Source organism: Rheinheimera sp. 1928-s, from assembly GCF_029269265.1.
In the GTDB taxonomy this organism is placed as follows: domain Bacteria; phylum Pseudomonadota; class Gammaproteobacteria; order Enterobacterales; family Alteromonadaceae; genus Pararheinheimera.
Genome location: NZ_JARIXP010000005.1, coordinates 518,473 through 532,006 on the forward strand (window position 1 = coordinate 518,473; position 13,534 = coordinate 532,006).

Sequence of the window (13,534 nt, forward strand, 5' to 3'; positions counted from 1 at the left end):
GAGCATTCAAACAACACTAAACAACAGCAGTCCTGCCACACCCAGCACCAGCATGGCTACGGAGATACGCATTGCCAGGTTTTGAGCGCCAGCCACCCATACCATGACAGTTTTCACCAAAGAATTACTTAAGATGGCAATGCCAATAGCAGTAGCGGCCAGTTGAACAGACTCACCACGACTGGCATAATCGGCAAGAGATAAACTAATGGCATCCACATCAGTTAACCCCGCTAGAGCAGCCAGCCAATACAAGCCCTGACCTGGAGCATAATGCTCTGCCAGTTTGACCAGCAACAATACCAACGCAAACAACAAAGCAAACTGAATAGCCGACCATAAACTAAAAGGATTATTCACAGGCACAGCAGTAGCAACAGAGGCTGATTGCAGTCTGTGACTGGCCAGAAAAAAAGCCATTGCTAATACTGCGGTGACTAAGGCCAGCCCCACTAAAGGCCATAACAGTTGCTGCATTAAAGGCACAGATATAGCAGTCACAATCAGTATCACCCGACCAAACATCACCAGCCAGGACACTAAAATGCCAGCTGCCAGCCGATTAGCTGCCCCGCTGTCATTTTCAATTTGACTGCTGCGGGCAAAACTTAAGGTCATAGCTGTGGATGACACCAGCCCACCAGTCAGAGCGGTGATCATGGTGCCTTTGACTGAACCTAAAGAACGTACTGCTATATAACCTACTAAAGACAAAGCAGAAATTAAAATCACCAGCAACCAGAGTTTATAAGGGTTTAATGCCTGCCAGGGGTCGATTGCTTCATTCGGCAATAGGGGTAATACAATAAAACTGGCAATCAGAAGTTTCAGGCCGGCATACAGATCATCAGCACCAATTTTGCTGATCAAACCATGCAAAGGCTCCCGAAACGCCAGAATAGCCGAAGTGAAAATAGCCAGAGATACGGCGATTTCTGCAAAACCAAAAATGACAGCGCCGCCCAATAAACAGACGGTAATAGCAGACAACTCGCTGGTTAATCCCAAAGCCACAGCTTTGGCTTTATTCTCCAGATAATAAGCACAGAGTACTGTCACAGAGACGGCCAACAAAGCAGCGATAAACAACCATGGTGTTTGTAAATGCACAGACAACCAGGCGCTGACAGCCCCCAATTGCGCAAATAAGATGTAAGTACGGACTCCGGCAAAAGAACCGGGGTGATTGTTGTTTTTATGCTTTTCCCGTTCAATGCCAACCAAGGCACCAATAAGCAGCGCAATCAAAAAGTTTTGCGCCAGTGTGATGTCAAATCCAGCCATAATTCATATTCTTAGTGAGTTGATCCCAGCATAGCTGAATTTTTGCGTTGTTCGTTGATCTGTCACAACCCTAAGCCTGTTTACCTCACTTCACCGCAAAAAATAAAGCATCGGGCGGCAAAATCCGCCTAAATGCAGCACACCACTTGAATCCCCGGCCCAGAGCACCCATTGCTGCATTAGTTTCATACCAAACGGTATTGAATGCAGATAATTACAGCCTTGCGGAGTACTGATGATCCCTTTTTCTATTTTAGATTTAGCCCCTGTTGCTTCAGGCAGCACTATTAGCGACAGTTTTGCCAATAGCAAAGCCTTAGCGCAACTGGCAGACACTTTGGGTTACAAGCGGTATTGGCTGGCTGAACATCACAATATGCCGGGCATTGCCAGTGCGGCGACCTCCCTGCTGATCAGCCACCTGGCTGCTGCAACTTCTCGAATTCGCTTAGGGGCTGGTGGCATTATGCTGCCCAATCATTCACCTTTAGTGATAGCAGAACAGTTTGGCACTTTAGCCACTTTGTATCCGGACCGTATCGATTTAGGTGTAGGCCGGGCACCTGGCAGCGATCAGCAAACAGCACGGGCATTGCGACGTAACCGCATGGAAACAGAAGATCAATTCCCAACCGATATCCTTGAATTGCAGCAGTACTTTGGTCCGGTAAAGCCAAATCAGGCGGTACAAGCCGTGCCAGGACAAAACCTGAATGTGCCTCTATGGATTTTAGGTTCGAGTTTATACGGCGCTCAACTGGCCGCTCATTTGGGTTTACCTTATGCATTTGCCTCGCATTTTGCCCCAGCGATGATGGAACAGGCCGCTGCTTTGTATCGAAGAGAATTTAAGCCGTCGGCTCAACTGGATAAACCTTATCTGATGCTGGCGCTGAATGTATTTGCCGCAGAAACTACAGCAGAAGCCCAGCATCTGTTTACCTCACCTCAGCAGCAGTTTGTGAATTTGGTGCGGGGCGTACCGGGTTTGTTACCTGATCCAGTTGAGGATATGGACCAGATCTGGCAAGCACATGAAAAAGCTTATGTGGAAAAAGCCTTAGCCTGTTCGGTGATAGGTAATCCAGTAGAAGTAAAACAAGGTTTATTGAATTTTATCGAACAGCATCAACCAAACGAGCTGATGTTGACCAGCATGATGCACGACCCTAAAGCACGGCAAACCAGTTTTAGGATTGCGGCAGAGCTTATCTCTGATTAATGCACTCCTATAACCTGTTCGCGCATTTTCCAGATCGCTTGTGCTTTTAACAGTTGAAGCGGTCTGCGGCCACTTTTTGTACAAAAAGCTATACATGCTACCGCTTACATTTAATTACAATTGAAAACAAAATTTAATAACCCAGTTGATTTTATCTACAAAAAAATGGCATTTAGACGATGCTTATATACAAAAGCATGCGACAAGACTCCAATTTATTGCGACTAAAACACGTAAGATGAATAGTCGCAACGGAGAAAATAATAATAATTAACGGGAACAACTAAATGAAAATCAACAAGTTAAATCCAACTGCATTAGCAACTTTATTGGCTTTAGGCTGTGGCAGTGCGGCAGCTGCAGATCGGGTCATTATTCAGGTCGACAATGCCAACAAAGGTATGATCACTGCGTTAACAAAACAGCTGGGTGGTGAAGTAAAAGTAGATGCAGATGGTTTTATCGCAGCTCAGTTTAACGGCAGATCTGTAGATGACATCAAAGGTATTTTAAAGAACCCACATATCAAACTGATTGAAGAAGACTTAGTGCGTAAACCTATGGCGCTGTTTAACGACGACGCTGGCGATCCAATGCAGCAACAAATTACTCCTTATGCTGTATACCAGTCTCAGGCCAATCAGGTGCAATTTAACCCTGGTGCTGGCATGAAAGTTTGTGTGATTGACTCAGGTTTAGACCAGTCTAACCCTGACTTTAACTGGGGTAGTATCACAGGAGATAACGACTCAGGCACTGGCAACTGGTACGACAATGGTGGCCCACACGGCACTCACGTAGCAGGAACCATAGGTGCAGCAGACAACGGCATAGGTGTAATTGGCATGGCACCTGGTGTTGCTATGCATATCATCAAAGTATTTAATGCGGAAGGTTGGGGTTACTCTTCTGATCTGGCTCATGCAGCACAAAAATGTAAAAACGCTGGTTCAAATATTATCAGCATGAGCTTAGGTGGTGGTGGTTCTAACACTACTGAATCTAACGCTTTTAAAACCTTTACTGATGGCGGTGGTTTAGTTTTAGCTGCTGCCGGTAACGATGGCAATAACGTGCGTTCATACCCAGCTGGTTACCCTTCCGTCATGATGATCGGCGCTAACGACAATAACAACAACATTGCTGACTTCTCTCAATTCCCAAGCTGTACCCTGAATGGCCAGACTAATGAAACTTTCTGTGTGGAAGCCACAGCTGGTGGTGTTGATACTTTATCAACTTATCCAGCCGATATGGCAACCAGTGCTACCTTAAGCGCCAACGGCACACCCTATGCAACTTCAGCGATGGAAAACCCGGGGTCTGCCAGCGCAGCTACTTTTTTCATGGGAACAGCTCAGAGTGTTAACTCAGGTGCTGCCGGTAAAATCTGTATGATTGACCGTGGTGTGATTTCTTTCCACGATAAAGTGAAAAACTGTCAGAACTCTGGTGGTGTTGGCGCCATATTGATCAACAACACTGCAGGCATGTTGTACGGTACTTTAGGTGAAGGTTCGGCCAACACTACATCCATCCCAGCGGTAGGTGCTGCTTTTGAAGACAGAACTGCTCTGCTGGCAGCAACTACTGCTTCTATCCACATTGGCACCAGCGATTATGGCCTGATGAGTGGCACTTCTATGGCAACTCCGGCTGTAGCTGGTGTCGCAGCTCTGGTGTGGTCAAACCACCCAAGCTGTACCGGAACTCAAATCCGTAATGCGTTAAAAGCGACTGCAAAAGACGCAGGCGCTGCTGGTAAAGATGTGTACTTTGGTTACGGTATTGTTCAGGCTGCTGCAGCGCATCAGTATCTGACAACCAATGGTTGTGCTGGTGGTACTCCAACTCCGGGTATCAGCCTGACGTTAAAATCAGTGAAAAACAAAGGTAAAAGTTATGTCGATCTGACCTGGGCAAGCGCCACAACCAGTTCAGTAGACCTATACCGCAACAATGTTAAAGTACTGACTACAGCTAACGACGGCGCGCACCGCGACGGCCCGTTAAACCGTGGTAGCTACAGCTATAAAGTTTGTGAAGCAGCAAGCACAACGAAGTGCAGTGCCAGCACTTCTATCAATCTTTAAATCACTGGATTGGGGCTGAGTCAAAACTCGGCCCCTTTTTCAAAACTTAGCACCTATACTAAGTTTTTGATGTAAATCGCGGCTGCCGGAAGAGATCACCAAATCCTGTGGCAAAACCACATCAATTTTAGACCAATCAAAATCCACCGAAAATGACAAGCGGATACGCTCTGTCAGGTAATAACTCAGCCCTGTACTCAGATTCACATCCTGTTTAAATTGGATAAAGCTCACAGGTTGATTCACGGGCTTTACGGCGCAACCGCATGGAAACTGAAGATCAGTTCCCAACCGATATCCTTGAATTGCAGCAATACTTTGGTCCGGTGAAGCCAAATCAGGCGGTACAAGCCGTGCCAGGACAAAACCTGAATGTGCCTCTATGGATTTTAGGTTCGAGTTTATACGGCGCTCAACTGGCGGCTCATATGGGTTTACCTTATGCATTTGCCTCGCATTTTGCCCCAGCGATGATGGAACAGGCCGCTGCTTTGTATCGAAGAGAATTTAAGCCATCGGCTCAACTGGATAAACCATATCTGATGTTGGCGCTGAATGTATTTGCCGCAGAAACTAAAGCAGAAGCCCAGCATCTGTTTACCTCACCTCAGCAGCAGTTTGTGAATTTGGTAAGAGGTGTGCCGGGTTTGTTACCTGATCCAGTTGAAGATATGGACCAGATCTGGCAAGCACATGAAAAAGCTTATGTGGAAAAAGCTCTGGCCTGTTCAGTTATAGGCAATCCGGCTGAAGTGAAAAAAGGTTTGCTGGATTTTATTGAACAAACCAATCCGGACGAGCTGATGCTCACCAGCATGATGCACGACCCTAAAGCACGGCAAACCAGTTTTAGGATTGCGGCAGAGCTTATCTCTGATTAAAAATGGGTTCAGCTCAGGATCAAGGCTTGGAACTTATTGCATCAATCTATTGGACTGGCCTTGGCTTGTTGATGTGCAGAATTTTTATTGCCATCGCCTGATAAAATGCAATAAAAAACAATGCAAAAACAAGTAGTTAATGGGGAAGCAACCAGAACAAAGAACAAAGCCTGACCCAAAAAGAATACAAAATAAGTTGCATTTGTTAATTTGGCGTGTCACTGTTCAAGCTGAATTCCTAAAATAGTTAAATTTAGCGATTCAAAACTATCCTGCCCGTTGAGATCCAAACGAAACTATAAAAGGAATTTATTTGTGAATATCAAGATATATCATAGGTTAGTGTTGATTTTTGGCTTGTGCTTTCTTGTTGGAAATGCTGAAGCAAACACAACGCCACTGCGTGAATGCGTTGCAGGAGCATGCAGTGAAATTGTTCATAACAAGGAATTGGGTAAGGCAACAGTTACCGTTTGGGACGAAAAAGGAAACGTTATTTCGGCCGATACGTTCGATTTGGATAGTTCGGCAGAATTGGTTCATGTGAGCACAAGCGACAGTGTGGATTCTACAACGCCTGAGCATGCTCCTGCTGCGCCTTGCGATAAAGGTCCGTGCGCAACCGCAATATCACAAACATATGAAACAGCAACCCATGTTGTTACAGTTACCTACACTTTCATTTACTTTAATGGTCAGTTGATGGACGTGAATGCAACCTCAGTAGAAAATAGTTTACCGCTTGCAATGACAAGATAAGGCTTTTAGGGTCAGATGGTTATCTGCCAACAATCTGACCCCCATTTCAGAATTTCGCACCTATACTAAGTTTTTGATGTAAATCGCGGCTGTCGGAAGAAATCACCAAATCCTGTGGCAACACCACATCAATTTTAGACCAATCAAAATCCACCGAAAATGACAAGCGGATACGCTCTGTCAGGTAATAACTCAGCCCTGTACTCAGATTCACATCCTGTTTAAATTGGATAAAGCTCACAGGCTGATTCACAGGTTTTAAGTAACTGCCTTCGCTGAAAATCTCAAAACTGCTACCGGTCCATAAATAACGCAAGTCCCATTCCAGCTGAATATGACGAAAATCCAGACTTTGTCTGTCACCGACAAAAAGTTCTAATCCAGCACTTTCTTTAAAGTAAGTTCGTTTTAAACCAGCCAGAGCTATCAGTTCCACCCTCAGCTCTTTGGTATCATAAAAGCTATAACCCAGGCCTGAACTTAAATCGATATTTTTGTAGTCTGAGCTGACAAAATCCTGCGAGTAGTCGATTTTATTCCGCCAGAATAGCTGAGGCTGAAAAAAATAGTCAGCACCTGGATTCAGCAGATATTTATGGGTTTTCTTTAACGAGTTACTGGTTTCGTAATCGTATTTGGCATCAAAGGTCAGCCGTAAATTGTCATCACGTTGCTCAAAAGCAGTTTTAAAGCCCAGATTATCCGACCTGCTACTACTGCGCTTTTTACCCGCAGTTAAATCTATGCTGGAGTGCCTTACGGCCTGGTTTTTAACCACTGGGGCTTCCGGCTGGGCAGCCGCAGGAGTCACTTCAACAGCTGCAAGTTTTGGCTGTTCAATACGCTCAATCTGAGCTCTGGGTAATTGCACTTGCCCTGAATAAGGTAAGTTCAGAAATACAATCTTTTTGTCCTGCTGGGTGATCATACCAGTTAATCTGTCACCATTTTTCATCCAGACCACTGCAGCCTGCCCTGCAGACGCTTCACAGCATATACACCACAACAAAGCCACAAAAAGCAGTGTTTTCACCACAGCTATCTTCCTTGTGAATACAAAATCAATTTCAAATGACCTAAGTTTAACAGCAGAGAATCCGCCTGCGCAGCTTCCATAAACAAAAAGGCAAAAAGAAAAAGGAGCACAAGGCCCCTTTTCATCTACTTTGCGACACAGTGACTATTTAGGTAATACAACAGAATCGAGCACGTGAATAACACCGTTGCTGGTTTCAATATCAGTGCTAATCACCTTAGCGCCATCGACATAAACCACACCGTCTTTCACCGCGATTTTTAAATCCTGGCCTTGTACTGTTTTGGCTGAGGTTAACTTCACGACATCAGCAGCCATCACTTTACCCGCCACCACGTGATAGGTCAGTACATTACCAAGAGCGGCTTTGTCTTTTAACAGCGCCTGTAAATCTGCAGCTGGAATTTTGGCAAAAGCGGCGTCGTTTGGTGCAAACACAGTAAATGGGCCAGTACCTTTTAAAGTATCGACCAGGTCTGCTGCTTTGACCGCAGTCACTAGCGTGTTAAAGCTACCTGCAGCTACCGCAGTATCAACGATATCAGCTTTGGCAGCAGCATAAGATGCAGCAGAGACGACTAAAGCTGCAGAGAGAACGGTTAAATTCAATAATGAGCGAAATTTCATTCTGATTTCCTTTTAGTTGAACATAAAACCCGCAATAGAAAACGGCGTCGATGCTTAAAAAGATCAGAAGTATATTTATTTATTTTCGGTAAACTTAAGTTGAAACATGCCGTAGTACGCTGTAACAAGCAGATGGTTTCTTTACGCTGTATTTTAATAATTTAGCTTTTAGTCTCCGGTGTTTTCGGAACTTTCCAGCAGCGTGATTCGTGTCGGGTCACAGCGCCAAAATTGACAGAAAAACCATGTTTCAGCAGACCATCTAATGCCTCGTTTTCATCGTTAGTCGGATGAAAAACCTCACTGGATGTAAAGCTATTTAAACTTTTTAAAGTTTGCTCTACTTGCCAGCGTCCTACAGCATCCGGCGGAAGCAGTACGTATTCCAAAGTTAAACCCCGCTTTAAATCCTGTTGCAGTAATTGCTCTATCATTTTCTGGTTTTGCACAGCAGTCACTGACCATTGGCGCAAATCCACGATACGAGCCCAGGGCTTGCCTTGCATCGCCTGGCAAAACTGCTCCAGAGCTTCGGCATAACGGGCCGTCAGGTAATCTTCATGAATGCCGGTAAAACACACGTAAAGCGCATTTTCGCTACGCTTAAGTTCCAGCGACGACAAAAAACTATTCATATCTATTCCTGCTCACTGTGCCTGCCTGGAGAGTCTGTTCTGAGCATAGCAGCAGACAAATGTACCGGGCAGAACAAAATAAAAGTTGCATATCGCAACTTGACGATATATATTTCGCCGCATCGCGATATACACATATGGATTAACCGATGAGCTCTGCAGAACTCGACGACATGATCAAAGCCCTGTCCCACCCAGTGCGACGGGAAATTTTAAACTGGCTGAAACAACCTGAAGTCTATTTCGCCGATCAGGAACACTCACTGAGTTTTGGTGTATGTGCCGGCAAAATCGACCAGAAAACCGGTTTGTCTCAGTCGACAGTGTCAGCCCATCTGGCCACCTTGCAACGTGCTGGTTTTATCAGCAGCAAAAAAGTAGGCCAGTGGAATTTTTTCTCGCGTAATGAAGAAGTTATTCAACAGTTTCTGGCGCGTTTAAATGATCAACTTTGAGGAGTTACAGATGCCAACTTTATTTGATGCAATCACCATAGGTGATTTAACCCTGAAAAACCGTATTGTCATGGCGCCTTTAACCCGCTGTCGTGCTGACGAAGGCCGTGTGCCTAATGCCATGATGGCTGAATACTATACCCAGCGCAGCGGCGCAGGCTTAATTTTATCCGAAGCCACAGCTGTGACCCCTATGGGTGTGGGTTATCCTGATACACCAGGAATTTGGTCGCAAGCTCAGACTGAAGGCTGGAAGCTGGTCACTGACGCAGTGCATAAAGCAGGCAGCCGTATTTTCCTGCAGCTGTGGCACGTAGGCCGTATTTCTGATCCGATTTATCTGGACGGTGCCAAACCTGTAGCACCAAGTGCGTTGCGTCCGGCTGGCCATGTCAGCCTTGTTCGTCCAATCAAAGACTATGAAGAACCACGTGCTTTAACTTTAAGCGAAATTAAAGACGTAGTTGAAGCTTTCCGTATCGGCGCTTTAAATGCCAAAGCCGCTGGTTTTGATGGTGTGCTGATCCATGGCGCCAATGGCTATTTGCTCGACCAGTTCCTGCAAGACAGCACCAACTTACGTGATGACGAATACGGTGGTTCTTTAGAAAACCGCGCCCGTTTGATGCTGGAAATCACAGATGCTTGTATAAGTGTTTGGGGCAAAGACAGAGTGGCTATGCACTTAGCCCCTCGTATGGACGCTCATGATATGGCTGACTCCAACCGCACCGCCACTTTTAGTTACGTAGCCACTGAACTGGGCAAACGTGGTATAGCTTTTATCTCTACCCGTGAACATGCAGCTGACGACAGTATTACACCGCTGATCAAACAACTGTTTGGTGGCACTGTGATTGCGAATGAAAAATTCAGCAAAGCAGAAGCCAATGCCTGGTTGGCAGATGGTAAAGCAGATGCTATCGCCTTCGGTATACCTTTTATTGCCAACCCGGATTTACCAAAACGTTTAGAACTGGATGCACCACTAAACCAGCCACGACCAGAGCTGTTTTATGGCAAAGGGCCTTTAGGTTATACCGATTATCCAACTTTGGCGTAAACATAACAGACCTGCCCAGCAAACCGGGCAGGTCTGTTATTCGTTTAATTGAAACTAAGTTTGACCGACTTAATATCCACCCATTTGGCCTGACCTACTGACAGATCTCCAGTAGCATCTGTCATAACATATTGTGGATAAGTATTGGGGATCGCAGTACCTTGTTCCGGAAATACATCACGATGCTCAGCGCCAGACCAGTTCCATGGACCATCAGCGAATCCTTCCAGTATTTCAGCTTCAGGTGATGGATAATGCAGATAGGTATTGACTACTATTGGGGTATCAGCAGCGATACGCATCAGAGAAGCATGCTGCCTGGCATCGGCAGTAAATTTCAGCGTTGAACCTTGCTGCTCCAAACCTAAGGTAAAAGACGCTATTGAGTTACTGGTTACCTGAACACGGGTACTGCCATTCACAGGGGTATAAAGCCAGACAGCGGCTCTGATATCACTGAGTGGCAGTTTGATGTTTTCTTCACCATCCCTTTTGAAATGACGTACCATCAGAGTCACATCCCCGGCATCAAGCTCAGAGTTTTTATTGGTATCAAAACTAATGTCGTAAGAATACTCTACATATCCACTGGATTGCGCACTGCGGTTTATCGTGACATAAGGAGGCAAAGTCTCCAGAGTAATTTCAGCAGTAATAGTCTGAATGCCGTTCACATTAGGGCAGCCAGGTGATGGCACAAAATAATCTGTTGCAGGCAAGTCCAGAGTTTCATTGCCTTCTTTAATGCGCAGCATACCGTTTACCAGCGCAAAAGATGAGGTAGAAACCTCACCTGTTGTAACATCTTTTGTTGTTAGTGATGTATTGGTACTGGCCGTCACATCAAAAAAATCGGCTTCGTAACAGCCCCGGCTTTCGTCGTATACATAAGTGGTCACACTGGTGGAGGAAATCATCGCTACAGCCAATCCATCGATGCCCCAACTACCGTGATAGTCAGCCAGAAGTGGTTTACTTTGTCCCTGGCCTGATCCCGAATCTGTATCTGAACCACCTCCACCACATCCACTTAAAACTAAAACAGCTAACACCGAAACTAAGTAGTTCATCTACAACTCCTTTTGCATTTAATGATCACTGTTTTAACATGCCTTATTTTGTTATGCCAGAGTTGCAACGCTACCTTTGTCAGTTTATTTCTCTTAATTCGCGCCAAAGCGAATAAAGCCCCTTCTACCTATCAACAATTCACTCAACAGCACCTCTGCGCTGCCAGAACTTGCACACTACAAAAGCAAGCAATGACAACAGCAGTAGCGGAAACAGTACGACCAGTGCCAGCAAACTGAGCTTTAACGCCAAAGGCAAGCTGTCTGTGCTTTGCAAAGGCGGCAACCATCGCCCTGGTTTTCTGCGTCGCCACCATAAAGTTAAAGCTGCAATTAAAGCTGCAAGTACCAGTAAACAAAACAGCAAATTCAGCCACTGATTCCAGACCCCGTATTGCCGCCCTAAATGGGTCATGGTGCCCCATTCCACCACTTTGGCTAAGGCCGAATAACGCAGCCAGCCAATATCATCCAGCAATTCACCACTGGCAGGGTCTATATAAAGAGTCTGCTGGCCTTCGGCTTTATCAGGCACGTAGTTGATTTTAAATACATCTTTGTCAGTTGCAGGATAAAAAATACGTACACCAGGACCATAAGTTTCCAGCGCCAGCCTTGTCAAATAAGCTTCAGCCTTACTGACATCGGCCTGCTGTGGCTGAGATGTTAATTCGTGCAACTTCGAATGATGAGGATGCGCTGCCTGTGGCGCCGAATGCTGTTGTGTGACCCAGGATTCAGTTCCTCCTGTGATATGCACTGCTGCTGAGTCTGTTGCAGCATGTTCCTGATGTTCATGGTGCGGATCCACAGCTCTGCTTTTCACAGTGTCCGGTAAATGAAAATTGGGCGATGGCGTTACCCAGTGCCACTCCGTGCTGAAGTCCCGACCCAACTGGGCAAACTGCTTGCCCCAAAACGTCGACCACGGCATACCACTCAATACCAGAAATGCCAAAGCTAATGAGCTGATAAGTGCCAGAACGGCGTGCCAGTCGCGCCAGTGCACCCGGCCATCACTGCGTTTTCTTGGCACTAAAACCCCGGCAAGCCGCCAATGTTTGGGCCACCAGAGCCAGCCACCTGTCAGCAGTAAAAATAAAGTCCAGCATGACATCCACTCGACAATATAACCCCCTGTTGTGCCAGCCATCAGCTCACCATGCAAACGCCGCACTATGGCCATTGGCTGGGTTGTAGGGTCAATATCAGCCTGCACCACTAAACGGTATGGATCCAGATAAATCAAATGCACTCCATCAGGCGCTGTCAGTTGCCAGCGCACGGCCTGAGTTGGAGCCTGAGCTAACATCACTCTGTTGATGGTCCAAGCCGGATACTGCTGACGCAGGTAATCTTGCTGTTGCGCTAATGTGGCGACAGTACCTTGTGGTTTTACCTGATAGGCGTCCTTTTGCCACCACTGATCAAATTCACGATCGAATAAATAAGCACAGCCGGTAACTACTAACACCAGCAATACGGGCGCTATCATCAGCGCAGACCAGCCATGCCAGAAAAAAACCGCTCTTTGAGCACCAGCAGCACGCAGCGCTCTTTTCTGCTGTTGTGGGTTATGGATAGTGAGTTTAGCCATGATACTCACCAGCCATAACAGAAAAAGAAAATGCAGAACAAGCGAGATTTAGCAGAATACGACAGGGAAATGGCATAAAAAATAACGCCTTAGCATTAAACAGTTAACTGAGCGTTATTTTTACATAAGGGGCAGTATCAGCCGATGCGACATATTGTCGCAGTCAGGGGGCAACTCAGTGACGCAACCTGCGCAATACAACAGAGGCTATGAGAAGAAGTCGATAGCCATTAGCAGATGTGACAATACGCGCCTTGCCCATTGCCACTTTGATCAGTATGCTACCGCGGTTTTTAACTGCGCATTTTTACTATTTAGCTGGCAAAGGCTGAAAACCGCAAGGTCGTTACAGCCGTATAGTAAAAGAGTGAATTGTGTACTGGCCTGTCCTGAGATAGTAGTGGAGTGATAAGTGCTGACCGATATATTGTTATTTACAGCCCGACTGGGTTTGTTACTGCTGTTGTTGATCAATCTGATTTACGTATTTTTCCCAGGTGCAGAAATCACAAAAGAGAAAAGAACAGAGCAATTGCTTGAACATTGTATTTTGGCCATTAGCGGCCTCGTTGGCCTGGCCGTATTGCAATTTGTCTGACCTTTTAGCTGTCGCAGCTTAAAACTGTAGAACCAATGCCTGCTATGCAGGCTTTGTTGTCATGGCGGTTTATCGCTCAGATAGTTAACTGGCCTCTATCGGGTTCGCCCGTTGTATAGGCGGCTGTACTGCTGAATTGCCAGATTTCTCCACACCATATCCATCAGTCTGCTGATAAAAATCAGTGCAGAAATACAGCTGTAACCTGCGTCAT

At 45.9% G+C, this 13,534-nt stretch carries 14 protein-coding genes; 7 read left to right on the forward strand and 7 right to left on the reverse strand.

The features are described 5' to 3' along the window. Positions 1–6: 6 nt before the first annotated feature. Positions 7–1,284 (reverse strand): MgtC/SapB family protein, encoded by a 1,278-nt coding sequence (locus P3C17_RS15415; protein ID WP_300930257.1) that lies wholly within the window; start codon positions 1,282–1,284, stop codon positions 7–9. A 235-nt stretch (positions 1,285–1,519) separates the two neighbouring features. On the opposite strand from P3C17_RS15415, the gene P3C17_RS15420 reads away from it, so the two are divergent. Next, positions 1,520–2,506 (forward strand): LLM class flavin-dependent oxidoreductase, encoded by a 987-nt coding sequence (locus tag P3C17_RS15420; RefSeq protein WP_300930258.1) that lies wholly within the window; start codon positions 1,520–1,522, stop codon positions 2,504–2,506. Positions 2,507–2,793: 287 nt separating this feature from the next. Further along, complete coding sequence (locus tag P3C17_RS15425) at positions 2,794–4,599, forward strand: S8 family serine peptidase (protein ID WP_300930259.1); 1,806 nt, start codon at positions 2,794–2,796, stop codon at positions 4,597–4,599. Between the two features lie 39 nt (positions 4,600–4,638). Here the strand turns inward: P3C17_RS15425 and P3C17_RS15430 are convergent, their stop codons facing one another. Next, on the reverse strand, positions 4,639–4,833 hold the full coding sequence (locus P3C17_RS15430; protein ID WP_300930260.1) for a hypothetical protein: 195 nt from the start codon (positions 4,831–4,833) through the stop codon (positions 4,639–4,641). 32 nt (positions 4,834–4,865) lie between these two features. On the opposite strand from P3C17_RS15430, the gene P3C17_RS15435 reads away from it, so the two are divergent. Both P3C17_RS15435 and P3C17_RS15440 read left to right on the forward strand, forming a co-directional pair. Then, positions 4,866–5,480: an MsnO8 family LLM class oxidoreductase gene (locus P3C17_RS15435; protein WP_346015669.1), complete on the forward strand. Its 615-nt coding sequence runs from the start codon at positions 4,866–4,868 to the stop codon at positions 5,478–5,480. Positions 5,481–5,795: 315 nt separating this feature from the next. Next, positions 5,796–6,239 (forward strand): hypothetical protein, encoded by a 444-nt coding sequence (locus P3C17_RS15440; protein ID WP_300930261.1) that lies wholly within the window; start codon positions 5,796–5,798, stop codon positions 6,237–6,239. 46 nt (positions 6,240–6,285) lie between these two features. Here P3C17_RS15440 and P3C17_RS15445 read toward each other — a convergent pair whose 3' ends face one another. The 3 genes from P3C17_RS15445 to P3C17_RS15455 all read right to left on the reverse strand — a co-directional run bounded on the left by P3C17_RS15445 (position 6,286) and on the right by P3C17_RS15455 (position 8,537). Beyond that, positions 6,286–7,272, reverse strand: a complete 987-nt coding sequence (locus P3C17_RS15445) for a DUF481 domain-containing protein (RefSeq protein ID WP_300930262.1) — start codon at positions 7,270–7,272, stop codon at positions 6,286–6,288. A gap of 147 nt (positions 7,273–7,419) precedes the next feature. After that, positions 7,420–7,902 carry a fasciclin domain-containing protein gene (locus tag P3C17_RS15450; protein ID WP_300930263.1) on the reverse strand — a complete coding sequence of 161 codons (483 nt, stop codon included), beginning with the start codon at positions 7,900–7,902 and terminating at the stop codon, positions 7,420–7,422. A gap of 161 nt (positions 7,903–8,063) precedes the next feature. Continuing rightward, positions 8,064–8,537, reverse strand: coding sequence for a hypothetical protein (locus P3C17_RS15455; protein ID WP_300930264.1), 474 nt, complete (start codon positions 8,535–8,537; stop codon positions 8,064–8,066). A gap of 149 nt (positions 8,538–8,686) precedes the next feature. On the opposite strand from P3C17_RS15455, the gene P3C17_RS15460 reads away from it, so the two are divergent. Beyond that, entirely contained in the window at positions 8,687–8,992 is a 306-nt protein-coding gene (locus P3C17_RS15460; RefSeq protein ID WP_233081029.1) for a helix-turn-helix transcriptional regulator, read from the forward strand. A gap of 10 nt (positions 8,993–9,002) precedes the next feature. Then, positions 9,003–10,055, forward strand: coding sequence for an alkene reductase (locus P3C17_RS15465; RefSeq protein WP_300930265.1), 1,053 nt, complete (start codon positions 9,003–9,005; stop codon positions 10,053–10,055). Between the two features lie 44 nt (positions 10,056–10,099). On the opposite strand, the gene P3C17_RS15470 is transcribed toward P3C17_RS15465, so the two are convergent. Together P3C17_RS15470 and P3C17_RS15475 are read right to left on the reverse strand one after the other, a co-directional pair. Then, positions 10,100–11,125, reverse strand: a complete 1,026-nt coding sequence (locus tag P3C17_RS15470) for a hypothetical protein (protein ID WP_300930266.1) — start codon at positions 11,123–11,125, stop codon at positions 10,100–10,102. Between the two features lie 139 nt (positions 11,126–11,264). Then, entirely contained in the window at positions 11,265–12,722 is a 1,458-nt protein-coding gene (locus P3C17_RS15475) for a PepSY domain-containing protein (protein ID WP_300930267.1), read from the reverse strand. 412 nt (positions 12,723–13,134) lie between these two features. On the opposite strand from P3C17_RS15475, the gene P3C17_RS15480 reads away from it, so the two are divergent. Continuing rightward, positions 13,135–13,320, forward strand: a complete 186-nt coding sequence (locus P3C17_RS15480; protein WP_300930268.1) for a hypothetical protein — start codon at positions 13,135–13,137, stop codon at positions 13,318–13,320. Positions 13,321–13,534: the final 214 nt, after the last annotated feature.